Raw genomic sequence first — 18,605 nt, 5'->3', positions numbered from 1 at the left:
TTCCTTGCAATGTTGAGAGATGCACAGACACAGAAGGGCTTGCCAATAGTCATTGCTATATTACTACTGGCAACGCTGGGGAAGTCCTATGATTAGCACAAGCGCCACTTCTGAATATCTGGGAATGTGAGGAATGTCAATTTTTGTTAAGCGCAAAATCCGCGAGCGCCTTGTACTACAGCAAAGCGCCGAACGCCAATTCAAACGTCAATTTTTCGGTTTACTTCTGGTAATTGTAACCTGGAGCCTAGCTATGGGTTGGCTTTTAGCATTGGCAACCAATGCCCAAAGTGCTACTCCCACCGCCGAAATTGGCACTGTTGACGTAGTGCCTGCACAGTATCAATTAGGGCAAGAACTGTATTTGGAAAACTGCTCCACATGCCACATAGGCTTACCACCAGCAGTTTTCCCCACCCAAACTTGGAAAAATCTCCTGCAAGACTCGCAGCACTACGGCGCACAACTAAAGCCTTTAGTCGATCCTCCACGCATCTTGGTATGGAAATATCTTTCGACTTTTTCTCGTGTTAAGCGAGACGACGAAGAAATACCATATCGCCTTAATGACTCACGTTATTTCAAAGCTTTGCATCCAGGAGTTAAATTACCACGTCCCGTCCAGCTTGGCAGCTGTGTTAGCTGTCATCAAGACGCTAGCGATTATAATTTCCGCAGCCTGACAGCAGAATGGAACAACTCGAATTAAGGTGGGGGCATGAGGGGGATAAAGAAGTATTTTCTTCCTCATCTCCTCCTACTCTCCCTTCTCTGGCCCCATCTGGGGGCAAAATGATACTATGAAGAAAGACTAAATAATCAGATAAGAGTTAAAACCAATCATTTAGTAAACTGATTGCCTCGTTTTTCTCCTGTTTTTGAGTTAATTCTCATTTGATACCCATCCACAACCAAGAAGGTTGGGTTGGGTTAAATGTTTATAATCAATGCCAAACCTTTAATTCCCATCCCCCTTGATTCAGTTCTATAATCTGCCATGCTAAAACTTTTGTTGGGCGACCCCAACGCTCGTAAGCTTAAAAAATACCAACCTTCTGTTACTGAAATTAACCTTCTAGAGGAAGAAATTAAGGCTCTTTCCGATGAGGAGTTAAAAGGTAAAACCGTCGAATTTAAACAACGGTTTGCCAAAGGCGAAACTCTAGATGACCTATTGCCCGAAGCTTACGCCGTTGTTCGGGAAGCAGGACGGCGAGTCTTGGGCTTGCGGCACTTTGATGTTCAACTCCTTGGCGGTATCATTTTGCATGTAGGGCAAATTGCCGAAATGAAAACTGGTGAGGGTAAAACGCTTGTAGCAACCTTACCGAGTTATTTAAATGGCCTTACTGGTAAAGGTGTACACGTCGTCACTGTGAACGATTACCTAGCTCGTCGGGATGCTGAATGGATGGGACAGGTGCATCGGTTCTTGGGGCTGAGTGTGGGGTTAATCCAGTCAACCATGACTCCCAGTGAACGCCAGAAAAACTATGATTGCGATATTACTTATGTTACCAACAGCGAGGTAGGATTTGACTACCTGCGGGATAACATGGCGACGTCAATGGCAGATGTGGTGCAACGCCCGTTTAATTATTGCGTGATTGACGAGGTAGACTCGATTTTAATTGATGAGGCGCGGACACCGCTAATTATTTCTGGACAGGTGGAAAGACCTACAGAAAAGTATCTGCAAGCAGCTGAAATCGCATTCACACTCAAAAAAGACGAGCATTATGATGTGGATGAAAAAGCTCGTAACGTGCTTTTGACAGATGAAGGATTTGCAGAATCTGAAAATCTTTTGGGAGTCACAGATTTATTTGACCCAGAAGATCCTTGGGCACACTTCATTTTCAATGCAATTAAAGCCAAAGAACTTTTTCTTAAGGATGTAAATTACATCGTCCGTAATGGCGAAGTGGTAATTGTGGATGAATTTACCGGTCGAGTGCTACCCGGTCGGCGTTGGAGTGATGGATTACACCAGGCTATTGAAGCCAAAGAACACGTAGAAATTCAGCCAGAAACTCAAACTCTAGCGACAATTACTTATCAAAATCTGTTCTTGCTGTATCCAAAACTGGGTGGAATGACCGGAACGGCAAAAACGGAAGAACCGGAATTTGAAAAAATTTACAAATTGGAAGTTGCGGTAATTCCTACCAACCGCGATCGCAGACGGGAAGATTTGTCGGATATGGTCTTTAAGACAGAACCAGGCAAGTGGGGTGCGATCGCTAGAGAATGTGCCGAAATGCACGAACTCGGTAGACCTGTATTAGTGGGAACCACTAGTGTAGAAAAGTCAGAACTTCTAAGTCGGCTGCTGAAGGAATTGTCGATTCCCCACGAATTACTCAATGCCCGTCCCGAAAACGTTGAGCGTGAGGCGGAAATTGTCGCCCAAGCTGGACGAAAAGGTGCTGTTACCATTGCTACTAACATGGCTGGTAGAGGTACAGACATCATTCTGGGTGGTAACTCCGAATACATGGCACGTCTGAAGCTGCGGGAATACTTCATGCCCCGAATCGTCATGCCAGAAGATGAAGATAGCTTTGGCGTTCAAAGACCAGCCGGATTGCCTACGGGACACGGTGGTGGTCAAGGCTTTGTCCCTGGTAAAAAAGTCAAAACTTGGCGGGCTTCACCAGAAATTTTTCCCACCCAATTGACAAAAGAGACAGAAAAACTCCTCAAAGATGCAGTAGAAATTGCGGTGCGTGAATATGGCGATCGCAGTTTACCGGAATTAGAAGCTGAAGACAAGGTAGCTGTGGCAGCAGAAAAAGCTCCCATCGACGACCCTGTAATTCAGAAATTGCGGGAAGCATACAACCGGGTTAAGCAGGAATATGAACAATTTACTACCCGCGAACACAATGAGGTAGTAGAAATCGGCGGTTTGCACGTAATTGGTACAGAACGCCACGAATCGCGGCGAATTGATAACCAGTTGCGCGGACGTGCAGGAAGACAAGGTGACCCTGGAACCACGAGATTTTTCCTCAGTTTAGAGGATAACCTACTGCGGATTTTTGGAGGCGATCGCGTCGCTGGGTTAATGAATGCCTTCCAAGTGGAAGAAGATATGCCCATCGAATCTGGGATGCTCACCCGCAGTTTGGAAGGCGCACAGAAAAAAGTAGAAACCTACTACTACGATATCCGTAAGCAGGTATTTGAGTATGACGAGGTGATGAATAATCAACGTCGTGCTATTTACGCTGAACGTCGCCGGGTGTTAGAAGGTCAAGACTTAAAAGAACAAGTAATCAAGTACGCCGAAAAAACGATGGATGACATCGTTGATTACTACATCAACGTAGACTTACCCTCGGAAGAGTGGGAGTTAGAAAAGCTGGTTGAAAAAGTTAAAGAATTCGTCTATCTACTAGCGGATTTGCAGTCAAATCAATTAGAAGATATGACAGTCAGCGAGATTAAAGCATTCCTCCATGAACAGGTGCGAATTGCTTACGACCTCAAAGAAGCGCAGATTGACCAAGTTCAACCCGGACTGATGCGCCAAGCTGAACGCTTCTTTATCTTGCAACGCATTGATACTCTGTGGCGGGAACACCTGCAACAAATGGATGCCTTACGCGAATCAGTAGGATTACGTGGTTATGGGCAAAAAGATCCACTAATTGAGTATAAGAGTGAGGGCTACGAACTCTTCTTAGATATGATGGTCAACATCCGCCGAGATGTGGTGTACTCGTTGTTCATGTTCCAGCCGCAGCCACAACAGATGGTGCAGGCTTCGTCTGAGATGGTGTAAGTAGGGAATATCTCATGCAGAGACGCAGAGGCGCAGAGAGTGCTTTTGCGTCTTTGTATTTTAAGGCATCTCTCAAAAATATTTTCTTTTCAGGAGTTTGCTGAAATGGGTAAGCTGGTACTACCAAATCTTCAGGGTAAGCAAATGGGGCAAGTAATAGTTACCCTCACAGTCACGAATCGAATTGATCGAGTTTTGGCACAGCGAGGCTTTATTTCTCCAGAGGAAGTTCGCTCTTGTATTTTGGATAATGTTTTAGTTGATACGGGTGCAACTTTACTATGTTTACCTGCTAGCATTATTATCCAACTAGGTTTAGTTAAAGGTGGAGAAGCCCAGGTAGAGACTGCGGCTGGAGTGCAGCAAGGGCGGATTTTCCGAGATGTGGAACTTAGTATTGAAGAACGTCAAGGAACCTTTGATTGTTTGGAACTCACAGAAGTACCTTATGCCCTTTTGGGTGTGACGCCAATGGAAGTTTTAGGATTAGAGCCAGACCTTAAAAATCGGAAGTTGCGGATTTTGCCGATGAATTCTGAGCAAACTTATCTGAGTGTATTGTAAGCGATCGCTTATGTTTGGCGTAGTTTTTGGGTTGTCTGTGGTGCGATCGCTCGTATTTTGCCATCATTGAATAATTTGAAGACTTGGATTATGGGTAATTTGGCGAATATTATATCAAGTAGTTTCTGAGGATGCTTCTGAGCAAGATTTTGTGGAAGTGCCTAAGTCATCTAAAGTATTCATTAATGAGTCATTCTGTAGCATGGGGTATCTGGTTGGGAAGTTTAAAATATCGTCAAAAGCTTTAAGCTCCTCAAGAGCCTCTGATGCAGACTGATATCGCTGTTTGAAGTCATCCAGCACCATTTTACTGAGAATCTTAGCGAAGGAGTGACTTACCTGAGTGCGTAGTTTATCGTCGTAGGCATTGCTCCATTTTATCTCTCCATCAGCATCTCTAGGTAGCTCACGAGGTGCCATACCAGTCAAAGCTTTAATTCCAACCATGCCGACTGCATAGATATCACTACTGTAGTGGGGACGCCCAAAACATTGCTCGCTTGGTGCATAACCCTGAGTACCAATGCCAATGGTGAAGGGGCTTTGCTCTTGATGATCGAGCTGTTTTGTACTAACTTCTTTGACAGCCCCAAAATCAATCAAGATCAGTTTACCGTCTGAATGTCGGCGGATGATATTACTGGGCTTAATATCCCGGTGAATCACATTGTTTTTATGGACAAATGTTAATGTTTGCAATAAATCCCTGACAATTCTGATCACTGCAATTTCTTCAATTGCTCTACCTGGTGGCAATTCCTGATTTAAAGGATGACCAATGATCTGTTCTTGTACTAAATAAAATTCTTCATCTTCTTCAAAATACGCCAAAAGCTGCGGAATTTGGGGGTGTGTTCCTAATTTTTCAAGTGTTTGCGCCTCTGAATTAAATAGGCGTCTGGCAAGTTGCAAAGCTTCTGGTTTGGTGTTAGCTGGTTTTAGTTGTTTGACAACACATCGCGGATTTCCAGGACGTTGGGTATCTTCGGCAATGTAGGTTTCACTAAATCCACCGGAACCGAGAACTTTGACAATTCTGTAGCGTCTAGCCAGGACTTTTCCTGATAAGGCTAAATCTCGTTGCTGGATTAGGTCTTGTAAATCATCTTGTTGGCTGATAATTTCTTGGACAACGGCGGAAGTTTTATATTTTTGAAAAATATCTACTAATTGGCGTTTTTTGATGCTTTCTCTGACTAATGAGGTTCCTAAGTAGGAAAATCCAATCATAGCGATCGCAATCATTGGTACAGTAGTGGGAAAAATTAACTGACTATGAACAAATAACCCATAACTAATTCCTGCCCAAGTACTAGACAGGGCGAAGCTATAGAGAAGTCTATTGATAGTACGCTTGCGTCTGCTAATCATTAAGGCTGTACTGCCAACTATAATTAGCACAAACAAACCTCGTAACGGTGGACTATTAATTGCTGAGGCGATCGCTTTACCTTGCATTAAAGTTGCGATCGCATTGGCGTGAATTTCTACGCCCGACATGGGTTTGGCGCTGTTGCTAGCAGCGACTGGATAATAATCATTGTGTAACTTATCTGTTGCACCAATCAGCACTATCTTGTCTTTGAAGACCTTTCCTTGCTGCAAATAGGTGTTCCAGTTTTCCGGGTCGAGTACATGCCAAAAGGGTATTTGCTCAAATGTACCCGCAGGCCCCCAAAAATGAATGCGATTGCCCTTTGGTCGGGGATAATTTACTTGTGCTGCTCTAATTACTGCTTCATCAAAAGAAGGTAGCTTTTCTACCAAATTATCTTCAGCTAACAATTTAGAAAACTCACTTGCCAATCGATGAACTTTACCATCCGCCTCCAAGGGAAAATTAACTGAGCCAACGGACACTGACCCTGTATGAAACATCTCTTGTGGGTCAATCAGTTGCATAAAAGACCCTTGGTGCGTCTGGGAATTTTCGTAGACGGCTGCTAAAGTAACTTTGCTGCCATACTTTTGCAATACTGCCTGGAGTTGGCGATCGTCAGTAGCTCCATAACTACTTGGCGTGTCAAAAACGACATCTACCGCTACAGAACGGACACCTGCTTTGATTAACTTTGTGATTATCTGAGCATAAGCAGCTCGTTTATAAGGATAAGATTTCAGTGTTTCTAAGTAGGCATACTGTTTCGGATTTGTTTTATAGTACTGTGCGGGAACTGATATTGACTGATCGTCTATTGCTAAAATTACGATGTCTTCTGGAGGCAAAATCGGGCCGCGCACTTGAAAAAAGGCAGAAAGCGCCTTATTTTCCATCAATTGAACTAATTCTCCACCAGAAGCACTCAGCACTGCTGCACCCATTGCCAAACCACCAGCAAGGAGATGACCTAAGAGAACCATCCACCTAGACTGACGAGCTGATGCTGTTGATGTTACCTTTGTCGGTTTACTTGACAGTCTATTGGCAGCAGAGACATAGTTTTTAGTTAAGGTAGATGTAGGTTCTTCTGCCATATCATGTTACTGATTGATTTAAGTCCAACACTTTTATTTATTCAGACCACGTTTTAGTACAAGCACATTGAAATAATACTTAAATGACAATCTTATACATTTGTAAAGTATCTTCTATTTATCAACAAACTTTTATTGGCAAAGGTAGCCCCCAAAAGATTCCTACTCAGGTACTACCTGACTTATTATTTTTCTGTTGAATGAGTTACAACTAGTGATTGTCTCACAGATCATAGCCGGATATACTTCGTTTCTGTAGTTGGTTAGGGCGAGATTTTACCCTAACCTAACCAACAAGTATCCTCTTAACTAGAGTTTTACCAGAAGCTGTCCCAAGCTTGTCTTCTGTCTTTGGCGCAATATTGGTACTCCCCACAAAGCGTATCCTTATACTGAAAGCTAAACCTATAGATAGGGATCAACTTATATTCTACCCTAAGCCTATGCCATACCTCTTTAGGAGTAAAATTTAGTGTTATACCGTTATGAATGCTGTTACTACTTCAATTTTATTGGTAGATTTTGATCACAGGGTGGCTCTTGCAGTGCCGGAGGTGAATAAGGTTTAGCACCCAGGATCTCAACTCCAATGTTGCAGGCGTTTTTATGCCTTGAAAGAGGTAGGATAAAAGCTACAGATGAAGAGTTAGTTTATAGATATTAGCAAACAAGGCATTTGAAAATTGCTATAATCTATTGTTCCATCTAAATTCATATATATTATTAGGTGTAAATTTGTATGGGTTCTCCAATGAATCGTCTATCTATTTTTGTAGATGGAAACAATATGTTCTATGCTCAACAAAAAAATGGTTGGTTTTTTGACCCTCGACGAGTTTTAGAATACTTTAAACATGAGCAATCAGAAACAACATTAATTAATGCATTCTGGTACACTGGCTTAAAAGACCCTCAAGATCAACGAGGTTTTAGAGATGCTCTAATTAGTTTAGGATATACAGTTAGAACTAAAATTCTTAAAGAATATTATGATGATACCTCTGGTCGTTACTCGCAAAAAGCGAATTTAGATATTGAAATTGTTGTAGATATGTTTAATACAGTAGACCAATATGACCGAGTAGTATTATTCAGTGGCGATGGAGATTTTGAAAGAGCAATCGAACTATTACGTTCAAAAAATACACATATTACAGTAGTATCGACAGAGGGAATGATTGCTAGAGAACTACGAAATGCTACTGACAGATATATAGATTTAAATGATATCAGAGATCAAATAGAAAAAACAGAAGGTTAGTAGTCTTAGCAATTATTTACAAAAATAAGAGTAAAAGAAAAACTAAGGTTGAAGATATTTTGATACACAAGTAAAAATTAAACAACAAAACGTAAATGACAAACAAAACAGACCGAATCATCATTTTTGATACTACACTGCGAGATGGAGAGCAGTGTCCAGGAGCAACTCTGAATATAGACGAGAAGCTAGTTATTGCCAAGCAACTGGCACGTCTAGGTGTGGATATAATTGAGGCAGGCTTCGCCTTTGCTAGCCCTGGAGATTTTGAAGCAGTTAGCAAGATTGCCAAAATTGTTGGGACAGAAAATGGCCCGGTAATTTGTAGTTTGGCAAGAGCGATTAAAGCAGATATTGAAGCAGCCGCAGAAGCATTAAAACCAGCAGTTAACGCCAGAATTCACACGTTTATTTCCACTTCTGATATACATTTGGAATATCAGTTGCGGAAGTCACGGGCAGAAGTGCTAGCGATCGCCGAAGAAATGGTAGCTTATGCCAAGTCTTTTGTAACAGATGTAGAATTTTCGCCGATGGATGCGGCTCGTTCCGATCCAGAATTTCTTTACCAAGTGTTAGAGCGAACGATCGCAGCTGGTGCAACAACAGTTAACATTCCCGATACTGTTGGTTACACAACCCCTAGTGAGTTTGGCGCAATCATTAAAGGGATTATTGAAAATGTCCCCAACATCGACCAAGCAATTATTTCCGTTCACGGTCATAATGATTTAGGTTTAGCAGTTGCTAACTTCTTAGAAGCCGTGAAAAATGGCGCACGCCAACTAGAATGTACCATCAATGGTATTGGCGAACGTGCCGGAAATGCATCGCTAGAAGAATTAGTGATGGCGTTGCATGTACGGCGACAATATTTTAATCCCTTTTTGGGAAGACCAGAAGAATCTCAAGAATCTCTGACAAATATCGACACTCGGCAAATTTACAAAACCTCACGCTTAGTTTCCAATTTGACGGGAATGTTGGTACAACCAAATAAAGCGATCGTGGGGGCGAATGCCTTTGCTCATGAGTCTGGGATTCACCAAGATGGAGTGCTAAAAAATAAGCTCACCTACGAAATTATGGATGCCCAATTGATTGGCTTAACAGACAATCAAATAGTTTTGGGTAAACATTCAGGTAGAAATGCTTTCCGCACCCGATTGAAAGAATTGGGCTTTGAACTGTCAGATACTGAGTTAAATAAAGCATTCGTCAGATTCAAAGAAGTAGCAGATAAAAAGAAAGATATTTCTGATTGGGATTTGGAAGCGATCGTTAACGATGAAATCCAACAAGCACCCGATTTGTTCCGAGTAGAGTTAGTGCAAGTTTCCTGTGGTAGCAACGCCCGCCCCACTGCTACAGTCACCCTCCGCACCCCAGAAGGTGAAGAATTAACCGATGCTGCGATCGGTACTGGGCCAGTGGATGCAGTTTACAAAGCCATCAACCGTGTGGTGAATGTACCCAACGAGTTGATTGAGTTTTCTGTGCAGTCAGTAACAGCCGGGATTGATGCCATTGGAGAAGTAACGATTCGTTTACGTTATGAATCTAAAGTGTTTTCTGGTCATGCAGCGAACACAGATATCATCGTGGCATCCGCGCAAGCTTATGTAAATGCGCTCAATCGCCTGTATTCTGCATTGCACACTCAAGAAAAGCCAGAAGAAGTATCTGCACAGAAAGTCTGAGATCAGAATCCAAGCACTGCACCTTGTTTTTAGGATCAGCTAAAAAACTCCTCCTCGACTTTGGCGAGGAGTAAAGAACCCCACCTCGCCTGCTCTTAAGGACGGGGTGGGGTTCTTCGAGTTTAATAAGCAATTAAGCTGACATGATTTCACTCAGTTCTGCATCTAATTTTAATTTAACGACAAAAATTCTTCTCCTGTCGTGGGATGAATGCCTATCGTTTCATCCAAATCTTCCTTGGTAATGCCCTTGCGAATTCCTACACCCAGACTTTGAATGATATCTGCTGCATGTTCACCCACCATGTGAGCGCCCAAAACTTGCCCAGAATCACCATTTAACACTAACTTGATAGTGGTTGGCTCATCCTGTTCGATTAGCTGATACAACAGTGGTTGGAACTGGGTGCGGTAGCATTGTACAGATTCACCAAATTTTTCCCGTGCTTTCGCCTCTGTCATTCCCACACTAGCCGCTTCTGGACGGCAAAAAACAGCAGTGGGTACATAATCATAATTTAGTTTTTGCGCCTTGTTGCCAAAAACTGTATCTGCAAAGGCAATACCTTCTGCCTTAGCCACTGGAGTCAATTGGACGCGGCTGGTGCAGTCACCCACAGCAAAAATGTTTTCTTGGTTGGTGCGGCTGTATTCATCTACTTTGATTGCACCATCTTTGCCAAGTTCAACATGGGCATTTTCTAAACCAAGATTCTTGGTATTTGGAGCGTAACCTGTGGCAACTAAGATGGTATCTGCTGTAATTATTTCTTGCTTTTCACCAGTAATAGTTAACAACAAACACTCATCTGAGTATTTGATTTTAGCAACCGTCTTATTGGTGAATATCTTAATTCCGCGTTTAGTCAAACCCTGTTGTACAGCAGAGCAAATGTCATCATCAAACCCCGATAAAATCGTCCCGTCTCTTTCAATCATCGTCACTTCGCAGCCGAAAGCGTGCATCATGCTAGAAAATTCTACGCCAATGTAGCCGCCGCCAATAATTGCTAGACGTTTCGGCAGATAGGGTAGCTGAAACATCTCACGGGATGTGATAGCGTATTCGATACCTGGGATTTTGGGTTTGAGGGGTTGCCCTCCCACAGCAATTAAAATTTTGTCGGCTGTAACTTTGCGTCCATCAATATCGATCGTGTGGGTATCGATGAAAGTGACATGTTGAGAAATTAATTCAATTCCAGCTTTTTGCAATTGCTGAAAATAAGACTGATTAACCCTGTCAATATGCTGATGTACTGACTTAATAAATAATGTCCAGTCAAAGTATGTTTGACAGTCACTCCACCCATAACTGTGTGCTATCTGATTTTGCAGGGCGAAGTCAGCTGCGTAGACAATCAGTTTTTTCGGAACACAGCCGCGATTTACACAAGTCCCACCGACGGATTCTTGTTCAGCAACAGCGACACGTACACCGTAACTAGCTGCTTTTTTAGCTGCTGCCAATCCCCCAGGCCCAGCACCAATGACAAACAAATCGTAATCAAATGTCATAAAAATCTGTTCCTTTTTGACTTTTTGGAAAGCAGAGCTATTTCATACCTTATAATGATTCACACAAAACTTAATCTACTGTCTTTGGGTGGACAATTTGGGATGAAACCAGGCTGATATCTAGCAGATTGCCACATTAATAGCAATTACATCCAAAAGGAACAGCGTAGGCGTAGCCCGCCGTAGGCATCGCTCAATTCTTACTAATTTATATTACATTATGTTGTCAAAGAAGCATTTTGTCTATTCTACAAGGGATAGATGTTTGCGTAGGCGTAGCCCGTCGTAGACATTGCACTTGAAGCAACAGCCATCCGTAGAAAAATTGGAGATCCGTTGTTTGCAGATGATGGGGAATTAAAAAAACTTGCATTTTCTCTATATCCCGCCTTATTCCCAAGTGCTTAAAACTATTAATAGCTTGAGTTGACAATTGGCAGGCTTCCTGTGGACTAATTGCTCAAAGCAAAAAGAGCCACATCGCCTATAATACAGGCTAACGGCTCCAATACCGAGTTCATTGAGGTTTGAGTCACAAAATTTCGGTCTTCCCAAGCTTAGAAAAAGGATTTTTGGGATAAGTGAATCGAAGTTCTAGTTTCCACAGGATACCTCAATAGATAAATTCCCTTTATTGCCTTAGCCTGGACATAGCCCTTCTTGGCACTCAGGGCCGCGAACAATATGCGTATCATAAAAAACTTTTACGGCTGTAGAGTTGTAACGGTCAAGCTCCTGCAAGTAATTCCAAGCGGTAAGTGCAATTGCTGTGTCGAGGTTCTGCCGTGGTGTTAAGACAATACGTCCGTTAAAGTAGCTCAAAGATCGCGCCTGTTGCCGTAGCTCGGTCAACTCTTGATCTTTAATTTGCTTAGGGTTGTAGCTAATAATTACTCCACCATGTTCCAAATTATGTACTAAAAATCCATCGGCAGGCGGATCTTTGTATATACCCCACGCTGCTGGGTAGGGGTAGTGTGGCCCGGAGGTTGGTGGATTGGAGTTATAAGTGATTGAAGTACCTACTTCCACATGTTCTTGTCCCAAATCTGGGAAACGTATTCCTGGTAGTATTGTGCCAGGGTATATCCCTGGTAAGGGTGATTCAGGTGTTATTACTGAAAAGGGTTCAATTAAGCCCTTCCATTCTCGTATGGAATTCATCGTTGAAGTAGGAGTTGATGCGCTACTCGGTTGTGGGCGAGATTCATGAGTGTTCCCAGGCATATTTCCGAATAGTAAAGTTATGGCGATCGCGCAGACCACGCAGAGTACCAAGAAACCTGATTTAGCAAGTTTAATATTCATATAATTAAATTGGAAATGTACTACTAGAACACCATTCCGGTTGTGTTGTAAGAAATTTGAGAAGCAACATGGATGCTTGAACTATGCGTACAACATAGCTGGCATTTAAGAAAATTTTTGCAACACAACCAGGAAGGTGAACTACTTAGATAAAATACCCCTCTTCTGTCACTTTCCGGGAGGGCGATCGCTAGAAGCCTCATGAGGCAATCAATACAAGCTATACTATTAGAAAAAAATTGGTCTTGTATTTGTTATTAGAAAATAATCGCGCGATCACTTCATATACAAAAGCTCTAGAATTCAGAAATGGCAAAAGTTTTCGGAGAGTGACAGAAGAGGGATACAGCAGATTGCAACTTAGTGAGGTACAGATTATTGTAAAGGCACAACAATGTTGTGCCCCTACCTGTGTACCTCATTTACTTGAAAACGCTGTTACTCGGCGCGCAAGGGACATATAGTACCTGACCAGGTTTTATCAGGTTAGGATTTGATCCAATCTTGTCTCTATTGGCTTTGTAAATTTGGGGCCACTTTCTACTATCTCCACAATAATTGCTAGCTATTTTCGATAATGAGTCACCACGTTTTACTTTAACGTTCTGTCCTCCTCCTACGATCAAAGCTTGGGCTTCATCAGAGATTTCGCTTATATAGTTTTCAAAATCAGAAAATGATTTTGAATCAATAGGACGCAGATCAGCACTTTTGATAGTAGCCATTTTGTTTTCCTCTTAAGTTTATTTTAAATGGAATTAGCTGTATGTTTTCTAATTCCACTTCAATATTCTGGTATTGAATCTGTTTTTTCAAGAGGTTGCAACGCCTTTTTATAACATAAGTCAATGACTTATGTTTTTAATTGTTAAAATAATATAAAATCCAACCTTTTTTATTTTTTCAACTCAAGGTAAGTAAGTCGGCAGAAAGCATTTATTTCGGAGGGTGTAATAGCCATGTGCGTTTAACCTGATTACCTCTGTTCGCTCTTTGATTTTTTGCGGTAGATCCCCAGTTTTCAGCTTTGATAGGCTGTTTGCTCAAGCTATGTAAAGCTTTGTAAAAACATAAAGAATTCAATGACTTTTGTTTCCAATAAGTAAGCATAGGTTAGCTGTAAAGGAGCAAAACAAACTTGTTTCCGTTACTAGTTATAATAGGCTAAATAGCTGTAGGGAAGCCAGCTCAGTACTTCCTTTGATTTAAGGCCAAAAAGTGAACTAATAGTAGTCGAATAATTGATGAGCGATCGCTATTTTATTTTGTGTTGTGCTTCTAATAAATTGCGCTCGCCTAGTTCGGGTGGGTGTGCGATCGCACATTGAAGACACCCTACTCTTACCCATCGTTGAAATAGAATAACGACCATTCAAAAATTAAATCGCTTTCTTCTTTACGTAAGGTAAAAATCAAACAAAGGCGGGTGCGGGGATTGAACCCGCTAATCCCCACAATGGTGGAGACGTAACCGATAACCTTAAATTCTTCGGCCCCGAAAGGCAAGTTGCGAACAAGGATAACCCGCCATGAAGTATGAAGGATAAAGTTTGTCATCCTTTACCCTTCAGCAATATCTACAACTCATCCGTAGCTAGCATCTGGATGATCCGAGGCGTACCCGGGTCGAATCCTGCCAAATCCCAAGACAGCGAATCTTCAGGATCTACTAAAGTAATTTGGTAAGGTGTCAAGGTGACATACACCGCCTTGACGTTAGGATTGACCTTTTTGCGGTACTTCTTCAGTGCTTGACTTGGATGTTTATATCCAGCCCAGCTTTCCGAGTCAGTCCAAAAGCAGACTAAATCTGCTTTAAAGTTATTTTTAATCATCCAGTCATAAGCTACAGATGCATCCGTTCCACCGAAGTTTTGGTTGCTAGCTTTGCGAACCGCAGAACTAAAACTATCTTTAGCAGTGATACCTAATTCCTTGAATTCGGTAGCAAAGCCGCGAATCATGTAGTTTTTCTCTGCTTTCGCTGTCACCAGTGCCATTGTGGTAGCAATTTCACAACAAGTTAGTCCCATATCTGCAACCAAGCTACCCATAGAACCAGAAACATCTACGGCGTGCATGAATACTTTACCTGTGGGTTGCACAACATCAAAAGACAGTTCAACCGCCTTTTCTAAAATGTCTACAATCCGAGGAACTGGATTCCAAGTTTTCTTACTGCGTCCTAATGTTCCACCAGATTTATAAGTTTTGAGTGCTTTCAAAACATCAATCGGATGGATGCGACCTTTACGCAGATGTTCTCTGCGATTAAGAACTGCTTCCACTTGCAGCAAATTAGCGTTTTCATCCGTTCGTAACACACCCAGTTCAGTTAAAGAACCCAAGTTACGTAACATTGCACCTATCGGCATTTCCTGAAATAGCAGCTGCCAAGCTTGCCGATCCATTTTGCCCACTGGTGCAGCCATTTCGTGGGTTAAGCGTCCTTGGGAAATAGCTTCATGAGTTTGGGTGGGATTCCGCTTGAGCCACTCATACCACCAAATCTGCGCCAATGCCTCTGAGGGGATGTCTGCTGGCAATTCTTCCCACCCTCTAACTACCCACTCAAATAGTTGACGGTGATTTTCTGTAGGCGGTTTGACATGGAACAACCGCAACGCATCTCGGTGGGAAAAGCCTTGACGCTGTTGATATTTCAACAGTTGATAAGCTAAACCCTTGACATCTTCCCTTGAGAGCCAAGTTTTACCAGCTTTCCGCACTACTTTGCCAAATCCCCGCAGAGATTTGGTGTAGTTCAACCATTCGTAGAAGTGGCTACCAGTGCGGACAATTTGCGGAAAGATTTCACCAAATGTCTGTTTTGCTTCTGGTGCTTCACCCATCGACAGCAGCACCAAAGCTAATATAGGCGCACTGTTATTGATGGCGCGTCCATCGCTAGCATACAAAATTTCTTCTGCTACACGGCTGGGATTTTCGGCAACAGCAAGTCTTACAACTTTCACAAAATCCTCAGTTAATTCTTGTTTACCAGCGTAGTAAGTGCTTTTTGCTGTGCCAACCAAAAGACAACGCCGCAACATCTTCCAAATGCCAGCATCAAACATCCAGCCGCCGGAACGTCCCTGACTCATCTCTGCTTCCCGTCCGGGGATAGGTTGATTTTGTGGTGTTGTAGTTTTCTTTTTAGTGAAAAAATTGTAATTCATCGTTTCATCTCCCGGCCCTTGCGGGCAAAAATGAAAGGTGGCGAAGCGGGAATCGAACCCGCGACCTCTCGAACCCAATTCGATAACCCTAATTCGTCGGCCTTTTCAGGCAAGGGGTGAATAAGGATGTTTAGCGCTCTACCTCTGAGCTACCCGCCACATGAAAATTTTGGATTTTAGATTTTGGATTTTGGATTGAATTTAGAATCTAAAATTAATTGGTGTAGTGGAGCGGGAGTTGAACCCGCGACCTCCCGCTTGGCAGGCGATAACCCTCAATTCGTCGGCCTTTTCAGGCAAGGGTTGAATAAGGATGTTTAGGCGCTCTAACCACTGAGCTACCCACCACATATCAAGTAAAGTTGACTTGTATTATTAATGTAATATACGTATTACAGATTGTCAAGGGGTTGGCAAGTTATTTTACAGAGTTCTTGGTTGAGTGAAAAACTCTCTTGTTTTTGCTAGTAAAAACTTTTGTGCGTAGTTTACCGCCGTAGGCATCGCAGACCAATCTTAGAGAAGTTGCAGATCCAAAAGGTTATAACAGTCACGATGGAAAAGTTTTGCCGACAAATTTGCTGCAACTTTGCCAAAAGATACAAAAAAGTGTCTCAATTTTTGCCAATATAGATAGTATTATTTCCCAAAATTCACTTGGCAAAAATCGGCATGAGTGAGAAACCCATAGAAGATAACGGCAAGGCTTTTCTCGTTCTACTTTTGCCCATCTCGTTCTTGATTATTTTCCTAGTTACCACTTGGAGATTTTTACTGGCGCTAATTGTGCTGGTAATTGGCTTCAAGCTTTGGCAGGAATATCAATGGCAACAGTGGACTCATCGAGTTAACCCAATTTTTCATCAGTTAGTTCGGGAAAATCAAGGCAGACTTACGCCAATGGACTTGGCAATGAGGGGCAATTTTCCTGGAACGACGGCAAAACGCTACTTGGATAGTAAAGCCTCGGAATTTGGCGCTAGTATAGTGAACTCCGAAGATGCGGGGCAGTCTTATTACTTTATAACTGCCAGCATTCTCGGTAATATTCTTGATAGTAGTGAGCCTGTTAAAGAACTTCCTACTCAACCAGTTACTAAAACTGCGCGATCGCTCCTAGTACCACCAACCCCACTAACCCCACAGGAGGAGGAACCAGAAACCGAATCACCACCACAGCCAACCCATGAGTCAGCTAAACAATCGCTGGAAAAACAGTTAATGTTTGGCTCTCTGATTCAATCTGAACTTGCCAAACGGCTCAATGTCTATTCCAGCACGGTTTATAAACGGCGAAACGATCCAGAGTTTCCTGAATGGAGCCGCAGCAGAGACCCTGATGGTATTGCCTGGTCATTCTCGGAAAAAACTAAAGAGTTTTTCCCAGTGGAAGAAGGGTAAAACAATTCGCAATTCGTAATTCGTAATTAGAATTTTGGAATTTTTGTTTGTAAACCCACAGCTTCGTTGATGGAATTTAATCCGCTTTGTTCTAGCTTGGAAAGTAAACCAGCTAGAATTCGGCGTACCATCATTGGCCCTTCGTAAATCCAGCCTGTATAAACCTGAATCAAGCTAGCACCAGCAGTAATTTTTTCCCAAGCATCTTCTGGGGAAAAAATACCACCAACGCCAATAATTGGCATTTCTCCTTGAGTTTGCTGCCAAATAAAACGAATTACCTCAGTGGAGCGATCGCGCAATGGTTCACCGCTAATTCCGCCAGCTTCTTCCTGAGGTGATTTGCCTGTTTGGTCAATCACCTGGGTCTTGAGTCCATCACGGCTGATGGTGGTATTAGTGGCGATAATTCCCGCCAGTTGGTAGGTTTTAGCAAGAGTTATGATGTCAGCGATCGCTTCCCATGATAAATCTGGCGCTATCTTGACAAAAATTGGTTTTTGTGTAGTATTTTCTTGTTGCAATAAATTCAAGATGGCACTGAGCATAGAAGCATCTTGAAGCGATCGCAACCCCGGTGTATTGGGAGAAGAGACATTAACGACAAAATAGTTTCCCAAATCTTTTAGTAAGCGAAAACTATCGAGATAATCTTGTGCAGCTGCTTCTAGAGGAGTTACCTTAGATTTACCCAAATTTATCCCTATGGGTATTGACTGGGTTAACTTTTGTTTTTCCTGTGCTAAACGTGTCGCCATTGCTGCTGCACCGCGATTATTAAAGCCCATCCGATTCAGAGCAGCTTTATCCAACGGCAAGCGAAACAAACGGGGACGCGGATTTCCTGGCTGTGCGTGAAAAGTTACAGTTCCTAATTCCGCAAAGCCAAAACCCAGGTTAGACCAAATGTTAGCAGCTACTCCATCCTTATCAAAACCAGCTGCTAACCCTACCGGATTTGGGAAGTTTAGCCCAAATAAATTTTGTTCTAAGCGTGAATCGTACAGACATAAAGATTTTTGTAAGCGTAGGTTTATCCAACTAGCTGGGGTTTGCGATAGCCAGCCAAAACTGCGAATAGTCTGTTGGTGTAACGACTCTGAATCGGCTTTTACCACATTGAACAAAAGCGGACGAATGGCAAATTTATAAATATCCATTAGCTTTTCAAAAAATTACCCACTTAGGCATAGTTGCATAAAAAATACCCTCACTTACGGGTAAGGGTGAGATATCCTTGTTTTGTCACTTTGGGAGAATGTAATAGCCTAAAGGTTTACGGAGGTTTAGTTTCGAGTTCCTGTCTAGAATTTTTAGTTGATGTTAGAAAATAAAGCCTCAAACCTTTATTTTCTTAGGGCTTCCACTCTTTACCGAGAGTGACAAAACAGGGATAAAACAGTTCTTTA

The 18,605-nt window shown here is 42.4% G+C and carries 14 protein-coding genes and 2 tRNA genes; 6 read left to right on the top strand and 10 right to left on the bottom strand.

Annotated features, from left to right (window positions below; translation table 11 throughout):
• The first annotated feature begins 133 nt into the window (after window positions 1–133).
• The 3 genes from RMY00_RS08525 to RMY00_RS08515 all read left to right on the top strand — a co-directional run bounded on the left by RMY00_RS08525 (window position 134) and on the right by RMY00_RS08515 (window position 4,354).
• A complete protein-coding gene (locus RMY00_RS08525; protein ID WP_322647119.1) occupies window positions 134–709 on the top strand; it encodes a cytochrome C in 576 nt (191 codons plus the stop codon).
• Window positions 710–997: 288 nt separating this feature from the next.
• Window positions 998–3,790, top strand: coding sequence for a preprotein translocase subunit SecA (gene secA, locus RMY00_RS08520; RefSeq protein WP_322647118.1), 2,793 nt, complete (start codon window positions 998–1,000; stop codon window positions 3,788–3,790).
• Window positions 3,791–3,895: 105 nt separating this feature from the next.
• Window positions 3,896–4,354 carry an aspartyl protease gene (locus RMY00_RS08515; RefSeq protein WP_322647117.1) on the top strand — a complete coding sequence of 153 codons (459 nt, stop codon included), beginning with the start codon at window positions 3,896–3,898 and terminating at the stop codon, window positions 4,352–4,354.
• A gap of 114 nt (window positions 4,355–4,468) precedes the next feature.
• Here the strand turns inward: RMY00_RS08515 and RMY00_RS08510 are convergent, their stop codons facing one another.
• On the bottom strand, window positions 4,469–6,829 hold the full coding sequence (locus RMY00_RS08510) for a serine/threonine-protein kinase (RefSeq protein ID WP_322647116.1): 2,361 nt from the start codon (window positions 6,827–6,829) through the stop codon (window positions 4,469–4,471).
• Window positions 6,830–7,568: 739 nt separating this feature from the next.
• Between RMY00_RS08510 and RMY00_RS08505 the strand changes: the two genes are divergently transcribed.
• Both RMY00_RS08505 and RMY00_RS08500 read left to right on the top strand, forming a co-directional pair.
• On the top strand, window positions 7,569–8,090 hold the full coding sequence (locus RMY00_RS08505; RefSeq protein ID WP_041565194.1) for an NYN domain-containing protein: 522 nt from the start codon (window positions 7,569–7,571) through the stop codon (window positions 8,088–8,090).
• 95 nt (window positions 8,091–8,185) lie between these two features.
• Window positions 8,186–9,790 (top strand): 2-isopropylmalate synthase, encoded by a 1,605-nt coding sequence (locus RMY00_RS08500; protein WP_322647115.1) that lies wholly within the window; start codon window positions 8,186–8,188, stop codon window positions 9,788–9,790.
• 171 nt (window positions 9,791–9,961) lie between these two features.
• Here RMY00_RS08500 and gorA read toward each other — a convergent pair whose 3' ends face one another.
• From gorA to RMY00_RS08460, 8 genes are all read right to left on the bottom strand, one after another.
• Window positions 9,962–11,308, bottom strand: a complete 1,347-nt coding sequence (gorA, locus tag RMY00_RS08495; protein ID WP_322647114.1) for a glutathione-disulfide reductase — start codon at window positions 11,306–11,308, stop codon at window positions 9,962–9,964.
• Window positions 11,309–11,947: 639 nt separating this feature from the next.
• The gene (locus tag RMY00_RS08490; RefSeq protein ID WP_322647113.1) at window positions 11,948–12,616 is read right to left on the bottom strand and encodes a DUF3105 domain-containing protein; all 669 of its coding nucleotides are present in this window, start codon (window positions 12,614–12,616) and stop codon (window positions 11,948–11,950) included.
• 422 nt (window positions 12,617–13,038) lie between these two features.
• The gene (locus RMY00_RS08485) at window positions 13,039–13,341 is read right to left on the bottom strand and encodes a LysM peptidoglycan-binding domain-containing protein (protein WP_322647112.1); all 303 of its coding nucleotides are present in this window, start codon (window positions 13,339–13,341) and stop codon (window positions 13,039–13,041) included.
• 498 nt (window positions 13,342–13,839) lie between these two features.
• Window positions 13,840–13,965, bottom strand: coding sequence for a hypothetical protein (locus tag RMY00_RS08480; protein ID WP_322647111.1), 126 nt, complete (start codon window positions 13,963–13,965; stop codon window positions 13,840–13,842).
• Window positions 13,958–14,173 carry a hypothetical protein gene (locus RMY00_RS08475; protein WP_322647110.1) on the bottom strand — a complete coding sequence of 72 codons (216 nt, stop codon included), beginning with the start codon at window positions 14,171–14,173 and terminating at the stop codon, window positions 13,958–13,960. Before RMY00_RS08475 ends, RMY00_RS08480 begins: the two co-directional genes overlap by 8 nt.
• Window positions 14,174–14,193: 20 nt before the next feature.
• Window positions 14,194–15,795, bottom strand: coding sequence for a TROVE domain-containing protein (locus tag RMY00_RS08470; RefSeq protein ID WP_322647109.1), 1,602 nt, complete (start codon window positions 15,793–15,795; stop codon window positions 14,194–14,196).
• A gap of 37 nt (window positions 15,796–15,832) precedes the next feature.
• Window positions 15,833–15,954 (bottom strand) — tRNA-OTHER (locus RMY00_RS08465).
• Window positions 15,955–16,014: 60 nt separating this feature from the next.
• Window positions 16,015–16,144: transfer RNA gene (locus RMY00_RS08460), tRNA-OTHER, on the bottom strand.
• A gap of 323 nt (window positions 16,145–16,467) precedes the next feature.
• Between RMY00_RS08460 and RMY00_RS08455 the strand changes: the two genes are divergently transcribed.
• Window positions 16,468–17,196 (top strand): hypothetical protein, encoded by a 729-nt coding sequence (locus tag RMY00_RS08455; protein ID WP_322647108.1) that lies wholly within the window; start codon window positions 16,468–16,470, stop codon window positions 17,194–17,196.
• Window positions 17,197–17,222: 26 nt separating this feature from the next.
• On the opposite strand, the gene RMY00_RS08450 is transcribed toward RMY00_RS08455, so the two are convergent.
• A complete protein-coding gene (locus RMY00_RS08450) occupies window positions 17,223–18,356 on the bottom strand; it encodes a quinone-dependent dihydroorotate dehydrogenase (RefSeq protein WP_322647107.1) in 1,134 nt (377 codons plus the stop codon).
• Window positions 18,357–18,605 lie beyond the last annotated feature (249 nt).

Source organism: Nostoc sp. ChiVER01 (assembly GCF_034531155.1).
Lineage (GTDB): Bacteria > Cyanobacteriota > Cyanobacteriia > Cyanobacteriales > Nostocaceae > Nostoc.
This window is presented reverse-complemented; position numbering and strand designations above follow the sequence as displayed.

What these genes read in the sequence shown, in the direction of transcription:
- RMY00_RS08525 (WP_322647119.1), top strand. Translation starts at nt 134, where the DNA reads ATGTCAATTTTTGTTAAGCGCAAAATCCGCGAGCGCCTTGTACTACAG.
- secA (WP_322647118.1), top strand. Translation starts at nt 998, where the DNA reads ATGCTAAAACTTTTGTTGGGCGACCCCAACGCTCGTAAGCTTAAAAAA.
- RMY00_RS08515 (WP_322647117.1), top strand. Translation starts at nt 3,896, where the DNA reads ATGGGTAAGCTGGTACTACCAAATCTTCAGGGTAAGCAAATGGGGCAA.
- RMY00_RS08510 (WP_322647116.1), bottom strand. Translation starts at nt 6,829, where the DNA reads ATGGCAGAAGAACCTACATCTACCTTAACTAAAAACTATGTCTCTGCT.
- RMY00_RS08505 (WP_041565194.1), top strand. Translation starts at nt 7,569, where the DNA reads ATGGGTTCTCCAATGAATCGTCTATCTATTTTTGTAGATGGAAACAAT.
- RMY00_RS08500 (WP_322647115.1), top strand. Translation starts at nt 8,186, where the DNA reads ATGACAAACAAAACAGACCGAATCATCATTTTTGATACTACACTGCGA.
- gorA (WP_322647114.1), bottom strand. Translation starts at nt 11,308, where the DNA reads ATGACATTTGATTACGATTTGTTTGTCATTGGTGCTGGGCCTGGGGGA.
- RMY00_RS08490 (WP_322647113.1), bottom strand. Translation starts at nt 12,616, where the DNA reads ATGAATATTAAACTTGCTAAATCAGGTTTCTTGGTACTCTGCGTGGTC.
- RMY00_RS08485 (WP_322647112.1), bottom strand. Translation starts at nt 13,341, where the DNA reads ATGGCTACTATCAAAAGTGCTGATCTGCGTCCTATTGATTCAAAATCA.
- RMY00_RS08480 (WP_322647111.1), bottom strand. Translation starts at nt 13,965, where the DNA reads ATGGGTAAGAGTAGGGTGTCTTCAATGTGCGATCGCACACCCACCCGA.
- RMY00_RS08475 (WP_322647110.1), bottom strand. Translation starts at nt 14,173, where the DNA reads ATGACAAACTTTATCCTTCATACTTCATGGCGGGTTATCCTTGTTCGC.
- RMY00_RS08470 (WP_322647109.1), bottom strand. Translation starts at nt 15,795, where the DNA reads ATGAATTACAATTTTTTCACTAAAAAGAAAACTACAACACCACAAAAT.
- RMY00_RS08455 (WP_322647108.1), top strand. Translation starts at nt 16,468, where the DNA reads ATGAGTGAGAAACCCATAGAAGATAACGGCAAGGCTTTTCTCGTTCTA.
- RMY00_RS08450 (WP_322647107.1), bottom strand. Translation starts at nt 18,356, where the DNA reads ATGGATATTTATAAATTTGCCATTCGTCCGCTTTTGTTCAATGTGGTA.